General features: G+C 61.6%; 17 protein-coding genes. 14 read left to right on the top strand and 3 right to left on the bottom strand.

All coding sequences use genetic code 11. From position 1 onward, the window contains the following. From galE to C7S18_RS09195, 6 genes are read left to right on the top strand one after another with little or no spacing between them, the layout of a single operon-like run. Positions 1 to 987, top strand: a complete 987-nt coding sequence (gene galE / locus C7S18_RS09220) for a UDP-glucose 4-epimerase GalE (protein ID WP_106891284.1) — start codon at positions 1 to 3, stop codon at positions 985 to 987. Next, positions 984 to 2,120, top strand: coding sequence for a GDP-mannose 4,6-dehydratase (gmd, locus tag C7S18_RS09215; RefSeq protein WP_106891283.1), 1,137 nt, complete (start codon positions 984 to 986; stop codon positions 2,118 to 2,120). The genes galE and gmd overlap by 4 nt, the downstream gene beginning before the upstream one ends. After that, the gene (locus tag C7S18_RS09210; RefSeq protein WP_106891282.1) at positions 2,104 to 3,072 is read left to right on the top strand and encodes a GDP-L-fucose synthase family protein; all 969 of its coding nucleotides are present in this window, start codon (positions 2,104 to 2,106) and stop codon (positions 3,070 to 3,072) included. Before gmd ends, C7S18_RS09210 begins: the two co-directional genes overlap by 17 nt. Next, a complete protein-coding gene (locus C7S18_RS09205) occupies positions 3,069 to 4,151 on the top strand; it encodes a hypothetical protein (RefSeq protein ID WP_106891281.1) in 1,083 nt (360 codons plus the stop codon). Before C7S18_RS09210 ends, C7S18_RS09205 begins: the two co-directional genes overlap by 4 nt. Further along, entirely contained in the window at positions 4,144 to 5,565 is a 1,422-nt protein-coding gene (locus C7S18_RS09200; RefSeq protein ID WP_106891280.1) for an O-antigen ligase family protein, read from the top strand. The genes C7S18_RS09205 and C7S18_RS09200 overlap by 8 nt, the downstream gene beginning before the upstream one ends. Further along, positions 5,562 to 6,548 (top strand): tetratricopeptide repeat protein, encoded by a 987-nt coding sequence (locus C7S18_RS09195; RefSeq protein ID WP_106891279.1) that lies wholly within the window; start codon positions 5,562 to 5,564, stop codon positions 6,546 to 6,548. The genes C7S18_RS09200 and C7S18_RS09195 overlap by 4 nt, the downstream gene beginning before the upstream one ends. Positions 6,549 to 6,629: 81 nt before the next feature. On the opposite strand, the gene C7S18_RS09190 is transcribed toward C7S18_RS09195, so the two are convergent. Continuing rightward, a complete protein-coding gene (locus tag C7S18_RS09190; protein WP_106891278.1) occupies positions 6,630 to 7,577 on the bottom strand; it encodes a hydrogen peroxide-inducible genes activator in 948 nt (315 codons plus the stop codon). Positions 7,578 to 7,690: 113 nt separating this feature from the next. On the opposite strand from C7S18_RS09190, the gene C7S18_RS09185 reads away from it, so the two are divergent. Both C7S18_RS09185 and C7S18_RS09180 read left to right on the top strand, forming a co-directional pair. Continuing rightward, the gene (locus C7S18_RS09185; protein ID WP_106891277.1) at positions 7,691 to 8,842 is read left to right on the top strand and encodes an FAD-dependent oxidoreductase; all 1,152 of its coding nucleotides are present in this window, start codon (positions 7,691 to 7,693) and stop codon (positions 8,840 to 8,842) included. Positions 8,843 to 9,034: 192 nt separating this feature from the next. Then, positions 9,035 to 11,167 (top strand): RelA/SpoT family protein, encoded by a 2,133-nt coding sequence (locus tag C7S18_RS09180; protein ID WP_106891276.1) that lies wholly within the window; start codon positions 9,035 to 9,037, stop codon positions 11,165 to 11,167. Positions 11,168 to 11,196: 29 nt separating this feature from the next. Here the strand turns inward: C7S18_RS09180 and C7S18_RS09175 are convergent, their stop codons facing one another. Next, complete coding sequence (locus C7S18_RS09175; protein ID WP_170113193.1) at positions 11,197 to 11,682, bottom strand: ECF-type sigma factor; 486 nt, start codon at positions 11,680 to 11,682, stop codon at positions 11,197 to 11,199. A 247-nt stretch (positions 11,683 to 11,929) separates the two neighbouring features. Between C7S18_RS09175 and C7S18_RS09170 the strand changes: the two genes are divergently transcribed. The 6 genes from C7S18_RS09170 (at position 11,930) to queG (ending at position 17,341) form a co-directional block, all read left to right on the top strand. Further along, the gene (locus C7S18_RS09170) at positions 11,930 to 12,934 is read left to right on the top strand and encodes a PhoH family protein (protein WP_106891274.1); all 1,005 of its coding nucleotides are present in this window, start codon (positions 11,930 to 11,932) and stop codon (positions 12,932 to 12,934) included. After that, on the top strand, positions 12,927 to 13,577 hold the full coding sequence (locus C7S18_RS09165) for a haloacid dehalogenase-like hydrolase (RefSeq protein ID WP_170113192.1): 651 nt from the start codon (positions 12,927 to 12,929) through the stop codon (positions 13,575 to 13,577). The genes C7S18_RS09170 and C7S18_RS09165 overlap by 8 nt, the downstream gene beginning before the upstream one ends. After that, positions 13,574 to 14,032: an rRNA maturation RNase YbeY gene (gene ybeY, locus C7S18_RS09160; protein ID WP_106891272.1), complete on the top strand. Its 459-nt coding sequence runs from the start codon at positions 13,574 to 13,576 to the stop codon at positions 14,030 to 14,032. Before C7S18_RS09165 ends, ybeY begins: the two co-directional genes overlap by 4 nt. A 98-nt stretch (positions 14,033 to 14,130) precedes the next feature. After that, positions 14,131 to 14,979, top strand: a complete 849-nt coding sequence (locus C7S18_RS09155) for a CorC family transporter (RefSeq protein WP_106891271.1) — start codon at positions 14,131 to 14,133, stop codon at positions 14,977 to 14,979. Next, positions 14,964 to 16,259 (top strand): lipoprotein N-acyltransferase Lnb domain-containing protein, encoded by a 1,296-nt coding sequence (locus C7S18_RS09150; RefSeq protein ID WP_106891270.1) that lies wholly within the window; start codon positions 14,964 to 14,966, stop codon positions 16,257 to 16,259. The genes C7S18_RS09155 and C7S18_RS09150 overlap by 16 nt, the downstream gene beginning before the upstream one ends. A gap of 8 nt (positions 16,260 to 16,267) precedes the next feature. Then, positions 16,268 to 17,341, top strand: coding sequence for a tRNA epoxyqueuosine(34) reductase QueG (gene queG, locus C7S18_RS09145; protein ID WP_106893981.1), 1,074 nt, complete (start codon positions 16,268 to 16,270; stop codon positions 17,339 to 17,341). Positions 17,342 to 17,365: 24 nt separating this feature from the next. On the opposite strand, the gene pgi is transcribed toward queG, so the two are convergent. After that, complete coding sequence (gene pgi / locus C7S18_RS09140; protein ID WP_106891269.1) at positions 17,366 to 18,952, bottom strand: glucose-6-phosphate isomerase; 1,587 nt, start codon at positions 18,950 to 18,952, stop codon at positions 17,366 to 17,368. Positions 18,953 to 18,968 lie beyond the last annotated feature (16 nt).

Below are 18,968 nucleotides of genomic sequence, written 5' to 3'. Positions count from 1 at the left end.
ATGGCGCTCAAGGTACTGGTGACCGGCGGGGCAGGGTATGTGGGCAGCCATGTCTGCAAGGCGCTCTGCCTGCGTGGCCACCAGGTCATTGCATTCGACAACCTGAGTACGGGACATGCCGAACTGGCGCGCTACGGACGTCTGGTGGTCGGCGATTTGCAGGACGCCGACGCGCTGACCGCATTGCTCCGAGACGAATCGATCAACGCTGTCGTCCATCTTGCCGGGCGCTGTTATCCAGCCGAATCGGTGCGTCAGCCATTGATCTACTACCGCGACAACATTGGCCATGCACTGAACCTGTTTCAGGCCATGGCCGACGTGGGGGTCAGGCGGGTCGTGTTTTCAAGCTCCTGCTCGGTCTATGGCCATGCGCTTAACGCCACCGAAACCGCGACGCCCGAACCGCAAAGTCCGTACGCCCGATCAAAATGGATCGTGGAACAACTGCTCTCCGACATTGCGGGAGCGCAGCAGTGGACAGCCGTTGCGCTCCGCTACTTCAACGCCGCCGGTGCTGATCCAGACGGCGAGCTCGGCGAGTGGCACGAGCCGGAACCGCACCTCATCCCACGCGCCCTGATGGCCGCGCGTGGCGAGCTGCCGGCGCTAGCTGTGCACGGCCGCGATTACCCGACGCCGGACGGCACCTGTATTCGCGACTACTGTCACGTGTCCGATCTCGCCGACGCCCATGTGCTGGCGCTCGAACAGGCGCTGCCTGCCGGCGAGTTGTCGGTCTTCAACCTGGGCAATGAGCGAGGCTATTCGGTGCTCGACATTATTCGGGCAATCGAGGCGGAGCTCGGGTGTACCGTTCCCATCGATTGGTCCGCGCGCCGCCCCGGTGATCCGGCTGCGGTGTCGGCGAGTTCGGCCAAAGCCCGAGCAGTATTGGGTTGGCAGCCCAGGCGTGCCAATATTTCCGAGATGATCAGAACGGCGCAGGCATTCGCACTGAGCCGCCAGCAAGGACTCAAAACATGACTCAAAAAGTGGCGCTGATCACGGGTGTGACCGGACAGGACGGCTCGTATCTGGCCGAATTGCTGCTCGCCAAGGGCTATCAGGTGCACGGCATCAAACGCCGGGCGTCGAGCTTCAACACGGAGCGCGTGGATCACCTGTATCGCGATCGCAATGATCAGCGGGAAGGCTTGCGCCTTCACTATGGAGACATGACCGACTCGCTCTGCTTGCTGAGACTGGTTGAGTCGTTGCAACCCGACGAAATTTACAATCTGGCGGCGCAGAGCCATGTCTCGGTGTCGTTCGAAAAGCCCGAGTACACGGCGAGCGCCGATGCGCTCGGACCGCTTCGGATTCTGGATGCCATCCGCACGCTCGGGCTGCGCGACAAGGCGCGCTTTTATCAGGCATCCACGTCCGAGCTCTTTGGCGGCATTCACCAAGTGCCGCAGAACGAAGATACGCCGTTTCATCCGCGCTCGCCCTATGGTGTGGCGAAACTCTATGGCCACTGGATCACGGTGAACTACCGTGAGGCCTACGGGCTTTATGCCTGCAGCGGGATTCTGTTCAACCACGAATCGCCGCGGCGCGGTGAGACGTTCGTGACGCGCAAGATCACGCGTGCACTGGCGCGCCGTTGTGTGGGCCTCGATGGGGTACTGCGACTCGGCAACCTGGATGCACGCCGCGACTGGGGCCATGCACGTGACTATGTCGAAGCGCAGTGGTTGATGCTGCAACAAGACCAGGCACGGGACTACGTGATTGCGACGGGCGAGCAGCATTCGGTTCGGGATTTCGTGATTGCGGCTGCCCGCGAGTTGGGCCTGACACTGGCGTTCTCCGGCTCTGGCGTGGACGAGGTGGGCGACATTGTTGCGATGGCACGCGAGTGGCCGGGCTGCAAGGTGGGCGATCGTCTGGTGCAGATTGATCCGGCGTATTTCCGACCGGCCGAAGTGGACACGCTGCTGGGGGATGCGCGCCGCGCGCGCGAGGAACTCGGCTGGGTGCCGAAGACGAGTTTCCATCAGCTGGTCAGCGAAATGGTCGAAGCGGACCTATGGTTGGCCGAGCGCGAGCGCAACTTCGGCACGCATCACTACCATGCGCCCGACAAGGAGGAACGCTTTGACCGCGGCCCGTAACATATTGGTTGCCGGCAGTCGGGGCATGGTCGGCTCGGCCGTGATGCGCCGGCTGCAGGCCGTCGAGGGTTTGGCGGTGCAAGGCTTGGCCCGGCCCGAGTTGGATTTTCGGGATCGCGTCCACGTGTTCTCGACGCTCGCGAGCTTGCGTCCGGACGTGCTCATTATTGCAGCTGCCAAGGTTGGTGGCATCGAGGCCAATCGCTCGCAGCCGGTTCGGTTTCTGAGCGACAATCTTCAGATCGAGTTGAACCTGATTGATGCCGCCCATGCCGCCGGGGTCCAGCAGGTCCTGTTTCTGGGCAGTTCCTGCATCTATCCGAAGTTTGCGGAGCAGCCGATAGAAGAGCGCTCATTGTTGACCGGTGCACTTGAGGTCACCAATGAGGCCTACGCGATCGCCAAGATCGCCGGCATTCGTTTGTGCGAAGCCTACGAATCTGAATTTGGCCGCGACTACCGCAGTCTCATGCCCACTAACCTCTACGGACCAGGCGACAACTTTGACCCAGTCAACAGCCATGTGATTCCAGGCATGATGCGACGCTTTCACGAAGCAGCCAAGCTCGGTGCCGACCAAGTGTCCGTCTGGGGCACCGGGACACCCAAGCGCGAGTTTCTACACGTCGATGATCTGGCGGATGCGGTGCTGTTTGTATTGAATTGCCCGCGCGCCACGTGGCTTTCGCACACCGCGCCGCGACAGCGTTTCGTAAACGTTGGCGTTGGCAACGATCTGGCGATCGCCGAACTCGCGGCATTGATTGCCAAGACGGTCGGGTTTCGGGGCGAGATCGTGTTTGATCCGACGAAGCCGGACGGCACACCCCGAAAATTACTGGATGTGAGCCGCATGGCGGCGATGGGTTGGCAGGCGCGCACGCCGCTGGCCGATGGTCTCGCTGAGGCGTATCGCTGGTATTTGGACCATCTGGATACGGCGCGGCAATGACGCAACTGCCCTGGCTGCATTGGCTCGCAATGTTCGTGCTGACGCACGTGCTAATTGCGTTGCTTGCGGCCTTGGCCCCACGGGCTGGCTGGATGGATCGGCCGGGCGGACACAAACATCATCAGGGCGAAGTGCCGGTGATTGGTGGGCTCGCCGTGTTGCTGGCTGGCCTGATCGTGATGCTGGCCATCCCCGACTGGAGTCTGAAGCTGCGTTTGACTTTGCTCGGCATGGGGCTGCTCGGCATATTGGGGCTGCTCGACGATCGGTTCAACATGTCGGCGCGCTGGCGCATGTTGGCGCAGGCCCTAATTGTGTTTGGCGTGCTCTGGGCGTCGGGATTGAGTTTGCACTCGGTCGGCGCGCTGTTGCCCGGGCTCGCGCCAATCCAACTGGCTTGGTTCGCGCTGCCGTTTTCGGTGTTCTGCCTGGTTGGCGTCATCAACGCCTACAATATGGTTGACGGCATGGATGGTCTGTCGGGCAGCTTGTTTGTATTGATCGCCGGGCCGCTCTGGTTCTGGCTCCTCTATGCCAAGGCCGATCCGCAATTACCCACAGTGCTAGGTCTGATTTCAATTGGCATGCTCGCCTTCCTGCTGTGGAACTGGCCATTTCGATGGCGCATTCGACGGGTCTTTCTGGGCGATGCGGGAACGTTGCCGTTGGGCTTTCTGCTGGGTCTCGTGTTGGTGGAGTCGAGTCAGACGGGTTTTGAGCTGTCGCCCACGAGTGCACTCTGGCTCCTTGCCTGGCCGCTCATCGACACCGTATCGGTGTTGCTGCGGCGCTTGCTCAACGGGCAATCGGCGTTCAGCGCCGATCAGCGACACGCCCATCATCTGCTGCTCCGTGCCGGGTTCAGTGTGCGCGAAACCCTGTTGATTGCGATGCTCGTGCAATTGGCAGCGGTCGCTATTGCGCTGTTCGGCTTGCTCCATGGCGCCCCGGATTGGTTGATGGCTGCGCTGTTCCTGATTGTCGCATTCAGTCTGCATGGTCTGGCGATTCGCGTAGAGCGTCGCGGTCGCCTGTTCGATCGGGTGTTGTTGACTCGAGTCGGCGGGGATCATGTTTGACCCGGGCCATCCGGTCGAGCGCGGTATCTGGGGCTTGCATCTCTTGCCCCTGTTACTCGCACCCTGGTTGTTTGGCGCCAATCGCGACTGGATCTGGCCCTGGTTGTTGACGGCTGGCATGTTGAGCACCGTGGCGGCAATTCTGTTTTGCCGGTTCGACGCCCGCCGGCATCAGCACATTCAAGAACGCGGGCGCCTGCTGGGATTTGCCTGGCTGACGATCATGCTGTTGTTGGTGCTGAGCCTTGTGCTGGCCCCGTGGCTGGGGCTGGCTGATGTGCGGGCAAGCCTCCGTACGACGCTGATGCTCGGTGGGATGGGGTTGCACACGGGCGTGCTCGGTATGCTGTGCCACTCCCGGCGTCGGCTGCGCTGGACCCTGATGGCCATTTTCATCAACGGCGCGGTGCTTGCGATGACCGGGCTGGCGGTGGCGTTATCCGGACTTGACTGGTCGCTGCTCGGCATTCAACTGGACCCCGTGAACGTCGCGCGCGCCCCTTTCATCAACCGAAACCATTTTGCCGGCTACCTCGCCATATGCGGCGCGCTGGGGTTCGGCTTGCTGTGTGCTGACCTGAATTCGCACAGCTATCCCGAGACCTGGGGCCAACGGTTCCGCAATGTGTTGGTATTGCTGCTCAGTCGCAAGCTCTTCGTGCGGACGTTGCTGGTGGTCATTGTCATCGGACTGATCGTGTCGCAGTCGCGGATGGGGAATCTGGCTTTCGGACTCGCCCTGGCCGTGGTCGGCGCAGTAGCCGTCTGGCGGTGGCGGCCGTTGCCGCCCGGTTTGGTTCCGTTGGTCGCATCGATTTTTGTCATCGATGTCCTGTTGGCCGGTTCCTGGTTCGGACTCGATCGATTGCAACAGCGGTTTCGGGAGACCACGGTGCTGGCCAGCGCCGAATCGGGTCTCGCAGGGGACAGCTTGCAGATCCCGGTCCGGCCTGCCACACCGACAGGCACTGAACCGAGCGACAGTGAACGCGTCCGCGTGGCAGCCAGCAGTTTCAAGCTGCTTTCTGGGCACTGGCTGTTGGGCGTCGGCGTGGGCGGCTACCGCGCCGCTTTTGGCGAGTTCAAACCAGACAGTGTGCTCTTGCACTACCAGCATGCCCACAACGACTGGGTGCAAACCTTGGTTGAGCGCGGGCTCCTCGGTATGTTGATGGTGCTGGCAACGCTGATGTTTGCCGTACATGCCTGCCTGCGCGTGCTGACCCGACGGGATGACAAGCTGCTGCGCGGTAGTGCGGTCGGGCTGTTGACCGCCTATGCCGTCGTGGGCACGCATGCGCTGGCCGATTTCAATCTGCAGATTCCAGCCTATCTATGGCTGGTTCATGTTTTGCTGGCGCTTTCCGTTAATGTGCTGGCACTGCCCGAACGTTCAATGGTGAAACTGTCATGAGCTGTCTGAACCATCGCATCGGCTTGCTCCTGCTTGCCCTCGCCACGAGCATGCATGCGGATGCCGGCTGCGCGTTGCCGAAACCCAAGCCGGCAACCGAGTGGCGGGCGCCAGCCGAGAAGGAACTGAAATCGCTGCGGCAAAAGGTCAAGGTCAAGAAAGACGCCAATCAAGCCCGTGAAGCCATGGCCAATCTGGCGGTGACATTGTGGGTACGCTCGAATCGGTTGGAATCTGAAGGCGATCGTACGAGCGCCGATGCGATTCGCCGGTTTGTCCGAGACCAACTGCCAGACACCGAGTGGCGTATCGGCTATCAAACCCAGAACAACGATCAGGGCGCTGCGGAAGCCGTTTTGACACGGCTCCGCACGGATCCGAAATCCGAACCCAAAGCAGTTTGCGATGCTGCTTTTCGTGCGGCCGGACTCGGCAGTGCAGAAGGGCAGTTCCGGCAGGCACAGTGTGCGACCGATGGCGGAGAGTCGCGGCGATATCTGGAGCAAGCGGCCGCAACGGGCCACGCCGGGGCACAGGAGGCGCTGGGTCGTATCTGCTTGAACGAAGGGGCAGCGGGCGCCGACTGCACGACGCGTTGGCTCTGTCGCGCCGCCCAAGCCGGGCGGACCGATGCGCAGAGTCTGCTGGGTTGGTGGCTCGGCCGATCCGATGCGCCCGCAGCGGATCGGGTCGATGCCGAGCCCTGGCTCAAGATTGCCGCCGAGCGTGGCGAACGCGCAGCGATGAACAATCTGGGCGAATGGTGGGAACGCTCTGGCGACGTCAATCAAGCATTGCTCTGGTATCGCAAGGCTGCTGACGCCGGCCAACCAGAGGCCATGGTGAACGTTGGCCGGATGCTCGCCCGGAGTGCCGGGCAATGCGAACAGGCCGCCGCCTGGTTCGACAAAGCTGCCGCGCAAGGCCTCAGCATGGCTGCTGATTACAAAGCCAAGTTGCCCTGCGTCAAGCCGGCCTCTTGAAAAGCCTCTGAACCGAGCGTTGGTGGGCCATGCGACAGCGTGTCGCGGCGCGTCCCCGCCTACCTATGATGCGTGCCGCGATCAGTCGGCCGCAACGCTATGCATGGTGCGTTTTCTGGGTAGCGCTTTTTGGCGTTTGCGCCATCGCATCAAGAAGTCAGCGATCAGCGCCGCTTCGGTAGCCCGCGGATTCGTCTTGCGACTGACCAACGCAATCTCTCGAGTGGGTGCTTGTGGCAAAGCTCGTGCGCGCAAGGTATTGCCAGTCAGGATGCCGGCGCGAATTGCGAGTTCCGGAATCAACGCCAGACCCAATCCGGACTCCACCATCTGCAGCAGGGTGAACAGACTCGTTGCAGCAATCTCATCGGCACGCAGTTTGTCGCGGGCTGCGCACGCCGCCAACGCATGCTCGCGCAGGCAATGGCCTTCTTCAAGCAGCAGCAGACGATCACTCCAGTCGTTGGGCCTGATCTCGTGACGCGCTTTCAGTGCTGGGTCCTGCATCGGCCCAACGAGCCAGAGCTCGTCCTCAAACAGCGGCTTGACCTGCAGGCCACTGACGTCCACGGGCAACGCGATGAGCGCGAGATCGAGATGGCCCGACCGCAACCGGTCGAGCAGATTGGCAGTCATGTCTTCGCGCAAGGCGAATTTCAGATCGGGCTCCGCGGACCGGAGTTCGGTCAGCAAAGGCGGCAGGAGGAAGGGGGCGATCGTAGGAATCGCACCAAGCCGCAGAATGCCTTGCATCGGTGCAGCCAAGACCCGTGCTTCTTCAACCAGATCCTCAGTAGCGGCGATCAATTCACGCGCGCGCGCCACGACCAGACTGCCGGCCTCCGTAAATTGCACACTGTGCCTGTCGCGTTCGACCAGCGCCGGTCCGAGCAACTCTTCAAGCTCTTTGATGCCCGCGCTCAGCGTCGACTGCGTAACGAAGCACGACTCAGCGGCTTTTGTGAAGTGCAGGTGCTCCGCCAAGGCGATCAAGTACCGCAGTTGACGGAGCGAGGGCAGGGCACGCATGACGGCTCGTATAGGGTGCGACGGTCGGGTTGCCATTGTGCCAGCGTTCGGGATCGGCAGGCGGGTGTCAAAGCACTGCTATCATTGCGGGTTTAGCACCTGGCACCCCAACGATGCACCATGACGCCCCCATCCTTATTATCGGCAGCGGTTTGGCGGGCGTGACCGTCGCGCGTGAATTCCGGAAGCTCGACAAGACGCAGCCATTGACCCTGATCAGCGCGGACATTGGGGGCTTTTACTCCAAGCCGATGTTGTCCAACGCGTTTGCCAGCGGCCGTAGCCCCGAATCGCTGTTGACGACCACGGCGGATGTGTTGGCTGAGCAACTCCAAATCGAGACTCGGTCCGGCTGCAATGTCCTGGCGATCGACCGCGCACAGGCTTGCGTGCATTTGCAGGGCGAAACGCTGCGTTATCGGCAACTGGTGCTTGCGCTCGGTGCGGATCCCATTCGTTTGACCATTGCCGGCGATGCGCAGGATGCCGTGTTGTCGGTCAATGACTGGGCCGACTACGTGCGATTTCGCGAGCGCGCCCAATCGGCGCGACGGATTCTGGTGCTTGGCGCCGGCTTGATTGGTTGCGAATTTGCGAATGATCTGCGGTACGCCGATCAGTCGGTCACGGTGCTCGATGTCGCTGACCAACCACTGTCCCGATTGCTGCCCCCGCACGCTGCTGAGCGCTTGCGAAGTGCGTTGATGGCCGCCGGAATCGCGTGGCGGCTGGGTCAGACCGTCAGCGCGTTGGAGCATCATTCGGGCCGATTGCAGGCAACGTTCAATCAGGGTGATGTCGAGACCTTTGACCTGGTGCTGTCAGCGGTGGGCCTCCGGCCGCGCGTGGCGCTCGCACAGGCCGCCGGGCTTGCAGTCGGTCGGGGCATCCAGGTCAATCGGCAATTGGCGAGCAGCGATCCGAACATTTTTGCGTTGGGCGATTGCGCAGCGGTCGATGGCTGGGTGTTGCCTTACGTGATGCCCATCATGCAAGCGGCACGGGCACTTGCCAAGACCTTGGCGGGCACGCCGACTGATGTGAGCTATCCCGCGATGCCAGTTGTTGTGAAGACCCCTGCGATGCCGGTGGTGGTCTGCCCGCCTCCTGAGGGAGTTGCCGGCACTTGGGAGGAGCAGGTCGATGCCGAGGGCGTCTTGGCACGCTTTGTCGACCCGGATGGCCATCTCCGCGGCTTCGCGCTCGTCGGCGCTGCAACGGCCGAGAAGAATGCATTGGCGAAGGCGCTCCCCGCGTGGTTGTAAAGGGGCGCTTCGCCAACACGCGATAGCGATGTGTCTTCCTGACCGACAAATATTTTGACGAGCAGCGCTTTCTGAGCTGACGCGCACTCGTTGCGCCTGCAGGGCTTGCGTCGTGGCTCGCTCATTTCTGGCAGGCATAAAGCGGACCCAAATCAAAGTGTCCACTCGAGTGCCGCCTGATACCATGCGCGAATGCAGCAGACGCCAGCGGCAGTGCCGGACAACCTGGAAGCATGGCTGGCCACACTCGGGCCGGAACGAGCGCAAGACCCCGGTTTGCGCGCCGCTTGCGACCATTATCGGCAAGCACCGCGGACGGACCGCCCGGAAGCGCAACTTGTCGCGGTCCTCGGCATTTTGCAGCAGTTGGGTGTCGACACCGAAACACTCGCCGCCACCGCGTGGCATGCCTGCGCGCAGATTCCCGACAAGTTGCCGCAGCGACTGCGTGCGCTGATTGAGGGCCAGAACGAGGCGCAACGCGTTTGGTCGTTGTATGCCGAACGGGGCACCAGTGGTGGCGCCGAGGGGCTGCGTCGATTGCTGCTCGCGATCATCAAGGACTTGCGCGTCGTGTTTGTGCTGCTGTCTGAGCAACTGTTGCGCCTGCGGCAGGCGAGCCAGTTGCCCGAGAGTGAACGCCGGGCCGCAGCACAGCTGACCGCCGACATCCACGCTCCGTTGGCGAATCGACTGGGCGTGTGGCAGGTCAAATGGGAACTGGAGGACTGGTCCTTTCGTTACTTGCAGCCCGAACAATACCGGCGCATTGCCAAAGCGCTCGATGAGCGCCGCGGGGACCGTGAGCACTTTATTGTGCGCGTCAAGGCCGATTTGCTGAAGGAGCTCAACGCGCAAGGGATTCAAGCCGATATCGCCGGCCGTCCAAAGCACATCTATTCGATCTGGCGCAAGATGAGCAAGAAGCAGGTCGATCTGGACCAGCTTTATGATGTGCGTGCCGTGCGCGTCATTGTCCAGGATGTGCCCACTTGCTATGCCGCCCTCGGCGTGGTGCATGCTCTGTGGCCGCCCATTCCGGGCGAGTTCGACGATTACATTGCCCGCCCAAAGGGCAATAATTACCGCTCATTGCACACTGCGGTGATCGGACCGGATGGCAAGGCTCTGGAAGTGCAGATCCGTACGCTGGAGATGCATGAGCATGCCGAGTTGGGGGTTGCCGCGCATTGGCGCTACAAGGAAGGCGGGGCAGGCGATGCGGCATTCGAGCGCAAGATTGCCGGACTCCGGCAAATGCTGGAGGCCAAGGCCGACACTGAATCAGATGCCGCCTTGCTCGCAGGCTTGCAAACCGATGTCGTCGATGACCGCGTTTATTTGCTGACCCCACAGGGCAAAGTCGTTGACCTGCCACGGGGCGCCACCGTGCTGGACTTTGCCTATCATGTGCACACCGAAGTGGGGCATCGTTGTCGCGGCGCCAAGATCAATGGGCGCTTGCTGCCTCTGGAGTCGACACCCACGAGTGGCGATGTCATCGAAATTGTCACGGCCAAAGTCAGCGAGCCGCGTCGCGATTGGGTGATTGCGGCCAATCACTTTCTGACCACGCCGCGGGCGAAGGAAAAGGTTCGCGCCTACTTTCGCAAACTGGATCACGAACGCAATGTGGTGGCTGGTCGAGAACTGGTCGAGAAGGAGCTGAAGCGCATCGCGATGAGCGATGCCGACTTGAGCGCCTTGCCGGCGCGGTTCAACTTGAAGACGGTTGATGAGCTCTACGTTGCGATTGGAATCGGTGAAGTGACCACCGGCCAGATCGCCCGTGGCCTCCATGAGCTGACGCAGCCCAAAGCGCCGGCCAAGCCGGAAATGTCGGCCGAACCCCCGCGAATCAAGCGGCGCGACAAAGACGCGATCACGATTGAGGGCATTGGGAATCTGTTGACCCAGATGGCGCGTTGCTGCCAGCCGATCCCGGGCGATCCGATCGTCGGCTATCTGACTCGTGGCAAAGGGGTGAGCATTCACCGGGCGGGGTGTGCGAGCTATCAGGCGTTGATTGAGCGCGATCCGGATCGGCGAATCGACGTGAGCTGGGGCCAACGCCCGGAGTTTTCGTACGAGGTCGAGATTCTGGTTCGGGGATACGACCGCAAAGGCCTGCTGAAGGACGTCTCGTCCGCCATCTCAGCTGCCGATGCGCACGTCATTGCGGCGAGCACCCGATTGGACGCCGATCATGGTACCGCCGAAATGCATTTCGCCGTGCGGGTCAACGATTTCGCACAGTTGAGTGGCCTGCTGAACAAAGTCGCCGGATTACCGAACGTCATCGAGGCCCGGCGCAAGGCCAAATAGGGCGTGGGCGTTTGCCCGTCGGTTCTGGGTCAGGGCGCCAATTCAGCAGTCAATAGCACCCGGGCGGCGGTCCAGTCCCGGTAGATGGTCTTGCGGTCGACACCGAGAAGTTCGGCGATATCGTTGAACTCGATGCCGCCCAGGAAATGCATCTCGACCACTTGGCCCATGCGGGGATGCGCCTGCTTGATCTGATCGATGGCTTGCGTGACGGCTTCCGCGTCGAACTCTGCTGTGGGCTCCGGAATGCTCGGTTCCAGCGCTTGAAACGCAATGTCGCCGCCATGCTTGGAACTGGCGCGGCGGCGCGCAGAGTCGATCAGGATTTGGCGCATCGCCCGGACGACAAGGTTCACCAGATGCTGACGGTCCTCGACCGTCGCACCGTATTCGCTCAGCTTGACATACGCCTCATGCACCAGCGCCGTGGTGTTCAGTGTCATCGGCGCATGTTTGCTGAGCTCGTGGCGAGCCAGACGTTTGACATGCTGGTAAATTGCGTCGAAATCCTGCATGGCCTGATTATGCGCAGACTGGGGGCGTCTGACTATCCCAATTCTGGTGGGTTGATGGCGTCGGAGTCGGCCGATGGCCGCGACCGGCGGCGGGCAGGGTGGCGCTTCATGACTCGCCAGCCAGGCCATTTGTGAGCGGGCCGGCATGTGTCATTAGCGTCTTGCCAAGCTGAACCATCTCCGGCTGGTCCACTTGGCAGCATACGTTCGGCCCCGCACAATGTTTGTCTCACCGAGAGTTCAGTCCATGGCAGCACCCAAAGAACAACACCGTGAATTCAGTTTTCCGGCCGACGCGCCCGAGCGCTTGGCCAACTTGTGTGGCGCCACCGATGCGCACGTGCGCCAGATCGAGCGGGCGCTGCCCGTCGTGATCGCTAATCGCGGGCCAATATTCCGAGTAACGGGCAAGTCAGCGGCCATCGATCAGGCCGTGAAGATCCTGCACGCCCTGTACGAGGCCACCGAGTCCGTCACGTTGACGCCGGATCAAGTGCATCTGGCGCTGACCGAGCAACTCGGGCCGGAAGCGCTTGGCAATTCGGCGCCCGAATCGCACGTACCGCAGGACGTGAGCATCCGGGTCAAGCGCGGTGCCATTCGCGGGCGTGGTGCCAACCAGCAGAAGTATCTGCACCAGATTGTTCGGCATGCCATCAGTTTTGGCGTCGGGCCCGCAGGAACGGGCAAAACCTATCTGGCTGTCGCGAGCGCTGTCCAGGCTTTGGAAGACAACCAGATTCACCGGATCCTGCTGGTTCGGCCAGCGGTAGAAGCTGGCGAAAAGCTGGGTTTTCTGCCGGGCGATCTGTCACAAAAAGTTGATCCGTACCTGCGGCCTCTTTTTGACGCGCTCTACGAAATGCTCGGCGTCGAGCGCGTGGGCAAACTGATTGAGCGCAACGTCATTGAAGTGGCGCCGCTCGCGTACATGCGTGGCCGCACGTTGAACGATGCGTTTGTCATTCTCGATGAGGCGCAGAATACGACGGTGGAGCAGATGAAGATGTTTCTGACCCGTCTTGGCTTTGGATCAACGGCCGTGATCACGGGCGATATCACCCAGATCGACCTGCCGCGGCATGTCCGCTCCGGGCTCAAACATGCAATCGAGGTGCTGCGCAACGTTGACGGCATCAGCTTCACGTTTTTCGAAGCGCGCGACGTGGTGCGCCACCCGCTCGTCGCGAAAGTCATCGACGCCTACGATCGCCATGAACAGGCAGCCAAGGCGGCATCGGCGCATGAGTAAGCCTGCCTGTGTGGTCTACGACCTGGACGGAACCCTGGTCCATGGCGATGTGGGTCACGCCTTCATCAAGCAGCTGCTGACGGATACTTGGTACCGCATGCTGTTGGCAGCGATCGTGACGCCTTTGCTGATGCCGCTGATGAAAACCGTCCGCTGGCGGAAGTTGGGTATTTCGGGCTTTCTGTGGGTGGCGAGCGTCGGGCGGGCCAGTCGGATTCCGGGGTTGGCGTCGACGTGCGCGGCAAATTACCCCATGCGCATCCTGCCCGCAGCAACAAAACGGCTGCGCGCTGATTTGGAGCGCGGCGAAACGGTCGTTGTGGCGACCGGAGCACTCGATCTGCTTGCCCTAGGTCTCCTGGCTCGGCTGGACCTGCCCCGGCAACCGGTTCTCGTGGCCTCAACAATCCGGTTTGGTTGGGGTGGCTATGTGATCGACCGCCAGTGCAACGGTGCGGATAAGGTCAAGGCGCTCGCAGATGATGGGTATCCCGCTCCGTTTGATTGCGCGTACTCGGATGCCATGATCGATTGGCCACTGTTGGCGGCGGCGCGTACGCCGATTCTGGTGTCGGACGATGCCGAGACCATTGCTGCCATGCGGGCCAGAATCGGTGCACACCTGGAGATCATCGCACCGTGAGCAGCCCCATCGTTCATCTCGATGTGCAGGTGCCAAAGCGCGGACTGCCGACTCGGTCGGACATTGAGAGTTGGGTCCAGGCCGCATTGCGAGTGGCGCGACGGCGCAAACCCACCGAATTGTCGATTCAAATCCTGGATCGCGAGCCGGCACAGGCATTCAATCGAGACTATCGCGGTCGCGACTATGCGACGAACGTGCTGTCGTTCCCGGTTGAACTGCCGCCTGGCGTCAAGACGCCACTGATCGGCGATTTGGTCATTTGCGCGCCCGTGATGGCGGATGAAGCCAAGGCTCAAGGCAAAGCGCTGAAGCAGCACTTCGCGCATCTGTGCATCCACGGCGTCCTGCATCTGCTCGGCTACGACCACATTGAAGACGCCGATGCCGAGATCATGGAAGCTTTAGAAATCAAGGCGTTGGCAACACTTGGTATTCCAAATCCTTACGAGTGAACGCGGCATTGCAGGCGCCGTGCGATCGGCGATTTGGTGGCTGGGGCCGGATTCGATACACTTGAAGGCCCGCCCCTTGGGCAGCCTGCCATCTGGCGATGAACGACGGACCCCCCAGTAGTACGCCGGCAAGATCCTGGTTGGATCGCTTGGGCCACATGCTTGCCGGCGAAGCCCGAAATCGAGAAGAACTGCTACAGGAACTGCGCGCGGCCAAAGAAAACGGCCTGCTCGGCGCGGACACCCTGGCCATGATTGAAGGCGCCATCGCGGTTGCCGACAAGCAGGTCGCCGACGTCATGGTGCCGCGTGCGCAAATGGTGACCGTTCCGGTCGAGGCAAGCCTTCAGGAAGTTCTGAGGATTATGCTCGAGTCCGGCCACTCGCGGTTCCCTGTGTGTGGCGAAGACAAAGACGAGATCATCGGTGTGCTGTTGGCCAAGGATATGCTCCGCTGTCTGGCCGAGCAGAGCGCGCCTTGCAACATCCGTGGGTTGGTGCGCGCAGTGCGGCTGATCCCCGAAAACAAGCCACTGAATGTCTTGCTGAAGGAGTTCCGTCAGTCCAGGCATCATTTGGCAATGGTCATCGATGAGTATGGCGGCGTGTCCGGCCTGGTCACGATTGAGGACGTCCTCGAAGAAATCGTGGGTGACATCGACGACGAACACGATGACGAAGCCAACCCGGATCTCAATATCCGGCCCATTGGCGAGGATCGTTACAGCGTCAATGCGGTGACCTTGATCGAGGACTTCAATCAACGTTTCGAGACGAATTTTCCGAACGACGATTTCGACACCATTGGCGGCATGATCACCCACACGCTGGGGCGCTTGCCCACGGTGGGCGAGGAGCTGAACCTGGGTGCGTTTCGATTTCATGTGACGAAGGCCGACCAGCGCCGAGTGGTACAACTGACGGCCGAACGATGTCACAAGGCGTAAGCGTGGCGTTTTGCCGCCTGCTCGCTGCCTGCGTGTGGCTCGTCGGGTGCAATTGGAGCGTTCACGCGCAGGCGCTGCCCAACCCGGATGATGCATCGAGAACCCCCGAAGCAGCGGCCGTGGCGGCAGCTGCCGCGGCGGCAAGCATTGATCCCGATAGCGGCGAGGCGCTGCGGATCGGTCTGATGACGGTGTCGCCGGGCTCGGTGTATTGGCAGAGCTTTGGCCACAATGCGATCTTGGTTGAGAACACAGTTCGCCAGGAGGCGCAGCTCTACAACTTTGGAACGTTCGATTTCGATCAACCCAATTTCCTGCTGAACTTCCTGCGCGGAAAAATGCTGTATCGGCTCGCCGCCGGCGCGCCCGCGCGCGATCTCAACATGTACGCCGAAGAAGGCCGGGGCGTGCAGTTGGATTGGCTGAATCTCACGCCCGACCAGCGCTATGCCGTCGCCGAAATGTTGGCTCAGAACGCGCTGCCGGAACACGCCGAATACCGTTACGACTACTTTGTGGATAACTGTTCGACGCGGGTGCGCAACGTGATTGACGCCGTGCTGAACGGTGCTGCCCGCGATCAGTTGCAGGTGCGCAGCGAGGGGGCAACGTATCGGCGCTTGGCGTTGCAATATGGCGCGACGGTTCCCTGGATGGCAGTCGGCATGGATCTTGGGCTCGGGCGCCACGCGGACCGGCCGATCAGCTTCTTTGAACAGGCGTTTGTGCCAGAGCAATTCCGACGATTCGCGCTCGAGGTGCAAAACCCTGAGCTCGGTGATTCCGAGCCGTTGATCACCGATTCGTTGCAATTGGTCGAGCCGCAAGTCGAGCTGCGTGCAGCCAGCATGCCTGGGGTTTGGATTTTTGCGGCGCTGTGCGCGGCGATGTCAGCTCTGTGGTGGTGGATGGCAGGGGCTGCGCCCGGTCTGCGCCGTTCGGTTGCCGCATGGGTAGGCATCCTCGTCAGTCTGGTTTCGACGGTGATCGGCGCCGGGTTGATCGCACTGATGACCGCGACCGACCACAGCATGGCGGCCGCGAACGAGAACGTACTCCTGTTTCTGCCGACATCGTTGCTGTTGGTTCGCGCATTCTGGCAATTGCGTCGCGGCGACAATCGCGCAGGCCAGATCTGGGCCTGGGTCGGCGTCTTGGCGGGCGCCGCTGCCTTGTTGCTCAAGCTCGATGGCGACGCGCAGGCCAATGGCTACTGGCTCGCGTTGATGCTGCCATGGCATACGGCGGTGTGGTTCCGGATCGCCCGACCCATGGCGTGACTTTGGCCATGAACGAGACCCGGGCACTGCCTGATCGCGAACAGATTCGTCAGTGGGCGCGGGCGTTGGGATTTCAGGAATGTGGCGTATCGACAGCGCCGCTGGCCGAGGACGAGGCGTATTTGCTGTCTTGGTTGCAGCAGGGGTTTCATGGTGACATGGACTACATGGCGCGCCACGGCAGCAAACGCTCACGACCAGCCGAATTGCATACCGGAACCGTGTCCGTGATTTCTGTCCGGATGGATTACCATCAGCCGGATGCGGCTCCGATCGCCGAGATCCTCGCCGACCCGGACGCAGCTTTCATTTCGCGCTACGCCTTGGGTCGCGACTACCACAAGGTACTGCGGCAGCGACTGCAGAAACTGGCGGACCGCATCGGTCAGGCAGTCGGACCGTTCGGCTATCGTGCGTTCGTGGATTCCGCGCCGGTTCTCGAAAAGGCGCTGGCCCGCAACGCGGGGCTAGGCTGGATCGGTAAGCACACCAATCTGATCCATGAGCGGCACGGCTCCTGGTTTTTTTTGGGCGAGCTTTACACGGACTTGCCACTCGCACCGGATCCAGCGCACGACCGGAACCACTGCGGCACCTGTACCCGTTGTCTGGATGTCTGTCCCACCCAGGCGATCATCGCGCCGTATCAAGTGGACGCCCGCCGTTGCATTTCCTATCTGACGATCGAATTGCACGGTTCGATTCCCGAGGACTTGCGACCGTTGCTCGGCAACCGGATCTATGGCTGCGACGACTGTCAGTGGGTTTGCCCTTGGAACAAGTTTGCCGACGCCACGATCGAGGTGGATTTTCAGATACGCCATGGCCTGGATCGAGCGCGCCTGCTCGACTTGTTTGCTTGGGATGAGACCACGTTTCAAAACCGCACCGAAGGCAGCCCGATTCGCCGGATCGGGTATGAGCGTTGGCTTCGGAATATTGCCGTGGCACTGGGCAACGCGCCCTTTAGTGAGCAAACCATCCAGGCGCTTCGCGCAAAGCAGTCACATCCATCCGAACTGGTGCAGGAGCACGTGGCCTGGGCCATCAAGGCTCAGCTGGCGAAAGCGTCCGCAGCCTGACGCGGCGACAAACGCTTGCGCGATTCAGCCCAGCGTTTCGCGAATCCGGGCGATCATCTGCGCTGTTGAGGCGTCTAAGTGCGAACCGTCGGCCTGACCCGCCAGCACCGGCAAAATGTCGTCGGCCAATTGCTTGCCGAGTTCTACACCCCATTGGTCGAACGCGTTATTGCCCCAGATCACCGCCTGCACGTAGACCTTGTGCTCATAGGCCGCCAGCAGCGCGCCAAGCGTGAACGGCGTCAGTTCTGGAAGCAGGATCGTGGTGCTCGGTCGGTCGCCCGGGCATTCGCGCTGCGCGGCCAGGGCCGGGTCGGCGTCATTCGTGATCCGACCATGCATCAACGCGGCAGACTGCGCCAGCATGTTGGCCAGCAGCGCGCGATGACTGTCGGCATGCGCGTGGGCCGGCTTGATCGCCGCGACAAACTCAACCACGTTTGCAAGCTCGCCCTGATGCAAGGCCTGGAAGAAAGCATGTTGCGTGGTCGAACCAACACCACCCCACAGGATGGGAACGGTCGGGTGCAGTAACGCCTGGCCGGCCGGCGAGACCGACTTGCCGTTGCTTTCCATTTCGAGTTGCTGCAGAAAGGCCGGCAGATAACGCAGCCGGTCGTCATACGGTACGACACAATGCCCTGGCAGCCCTTGGACATTGCGCGTCCAGATGCCCACTAAAGCCATCAGCACCGGCACGTTCTGCCGAAGCGGTGCGGTGCGGAAATGCGTATCCATGGCCGCCGCGCCACGAAGAAATTCGGCAAAGCGCTCAAAGCCCAGTGCCAACATCGTCGACAGGCTCACGGCACTCCACACCGAATAGCGTCCACCCACCCAGTCCCACATCGGCAGAATCTGGTCGGCGCTGATGCCAAACGCCTCGGCCCGACGGGGATTGGCCGTAATGGCAAACAGATGCTGATTGCCGCGCTCGACCCCCAGGTGTTGCTGCAGCCACGCCTGCAAAATACGCCCGTTTGCCAAGGTCTCCTGCGTACCAAAGCTTTTCGAAACCAGGCAGACGAGGGTTCGTTCGGGCTTCAGATTGGCCAACAGATGATCGACCGGGTGCGCGTCCACGTTGCTGACGTAGTGCACGCGCACGGTTTGTGGTTCGCGCGGGGCGCGCAGGGCTTCGAGGCACAGTTTTGGACCGAGCTCGGAGCCGCCGATGCCAACGTGAATCACGTCGAATCCGTCGGCGCCGAAACGACCGCGGATCTGCTCAACGAGCGCGCGACATTGCAGAAGCGTGGCTTGCGCGAGCGTCGCGGCATCGCGAAATGCGGGCGCCAACGCCTCTTGATCAATCCGGGCGCGCAATGCCATGTGCATCGCTGGCCGCTGCTCGCTCTGGTTGACCAGTTCGCCGGCAAACAGCGCCTCAATGCGTTCGCACAGGCCAGCGTCTGTGGCCAAGGCGAGCAGTTCGGACAGGGCAGCCTGATCAATCTTGTGCTTGCTGAAGTCCAGCCGGACACCGGCCGCTTCGGCACTCAGCGAACCGGGTCGATCCGCGTGCTCCTGAAACAGTTGGGCGGTTCGAATGTCTGCAAGACGTTGCCAATGCGACAACAGCTTTTCCCACCAGAGCTGCCGATCAGCCATGGTTCTTGATCACCGG

The organism is Ahniella affigens, assembly GCF_003015185.1.
Classification (GTDB): Bacteria; Pseudomonadota; Gammaproteobacteria; order Xanthomonadales; family Ahniellaceae; genus Ahniella; species Ahniella affigens.
This window is presented reverse-complemented; position numbering and strand designations above follow the sequence as displayed.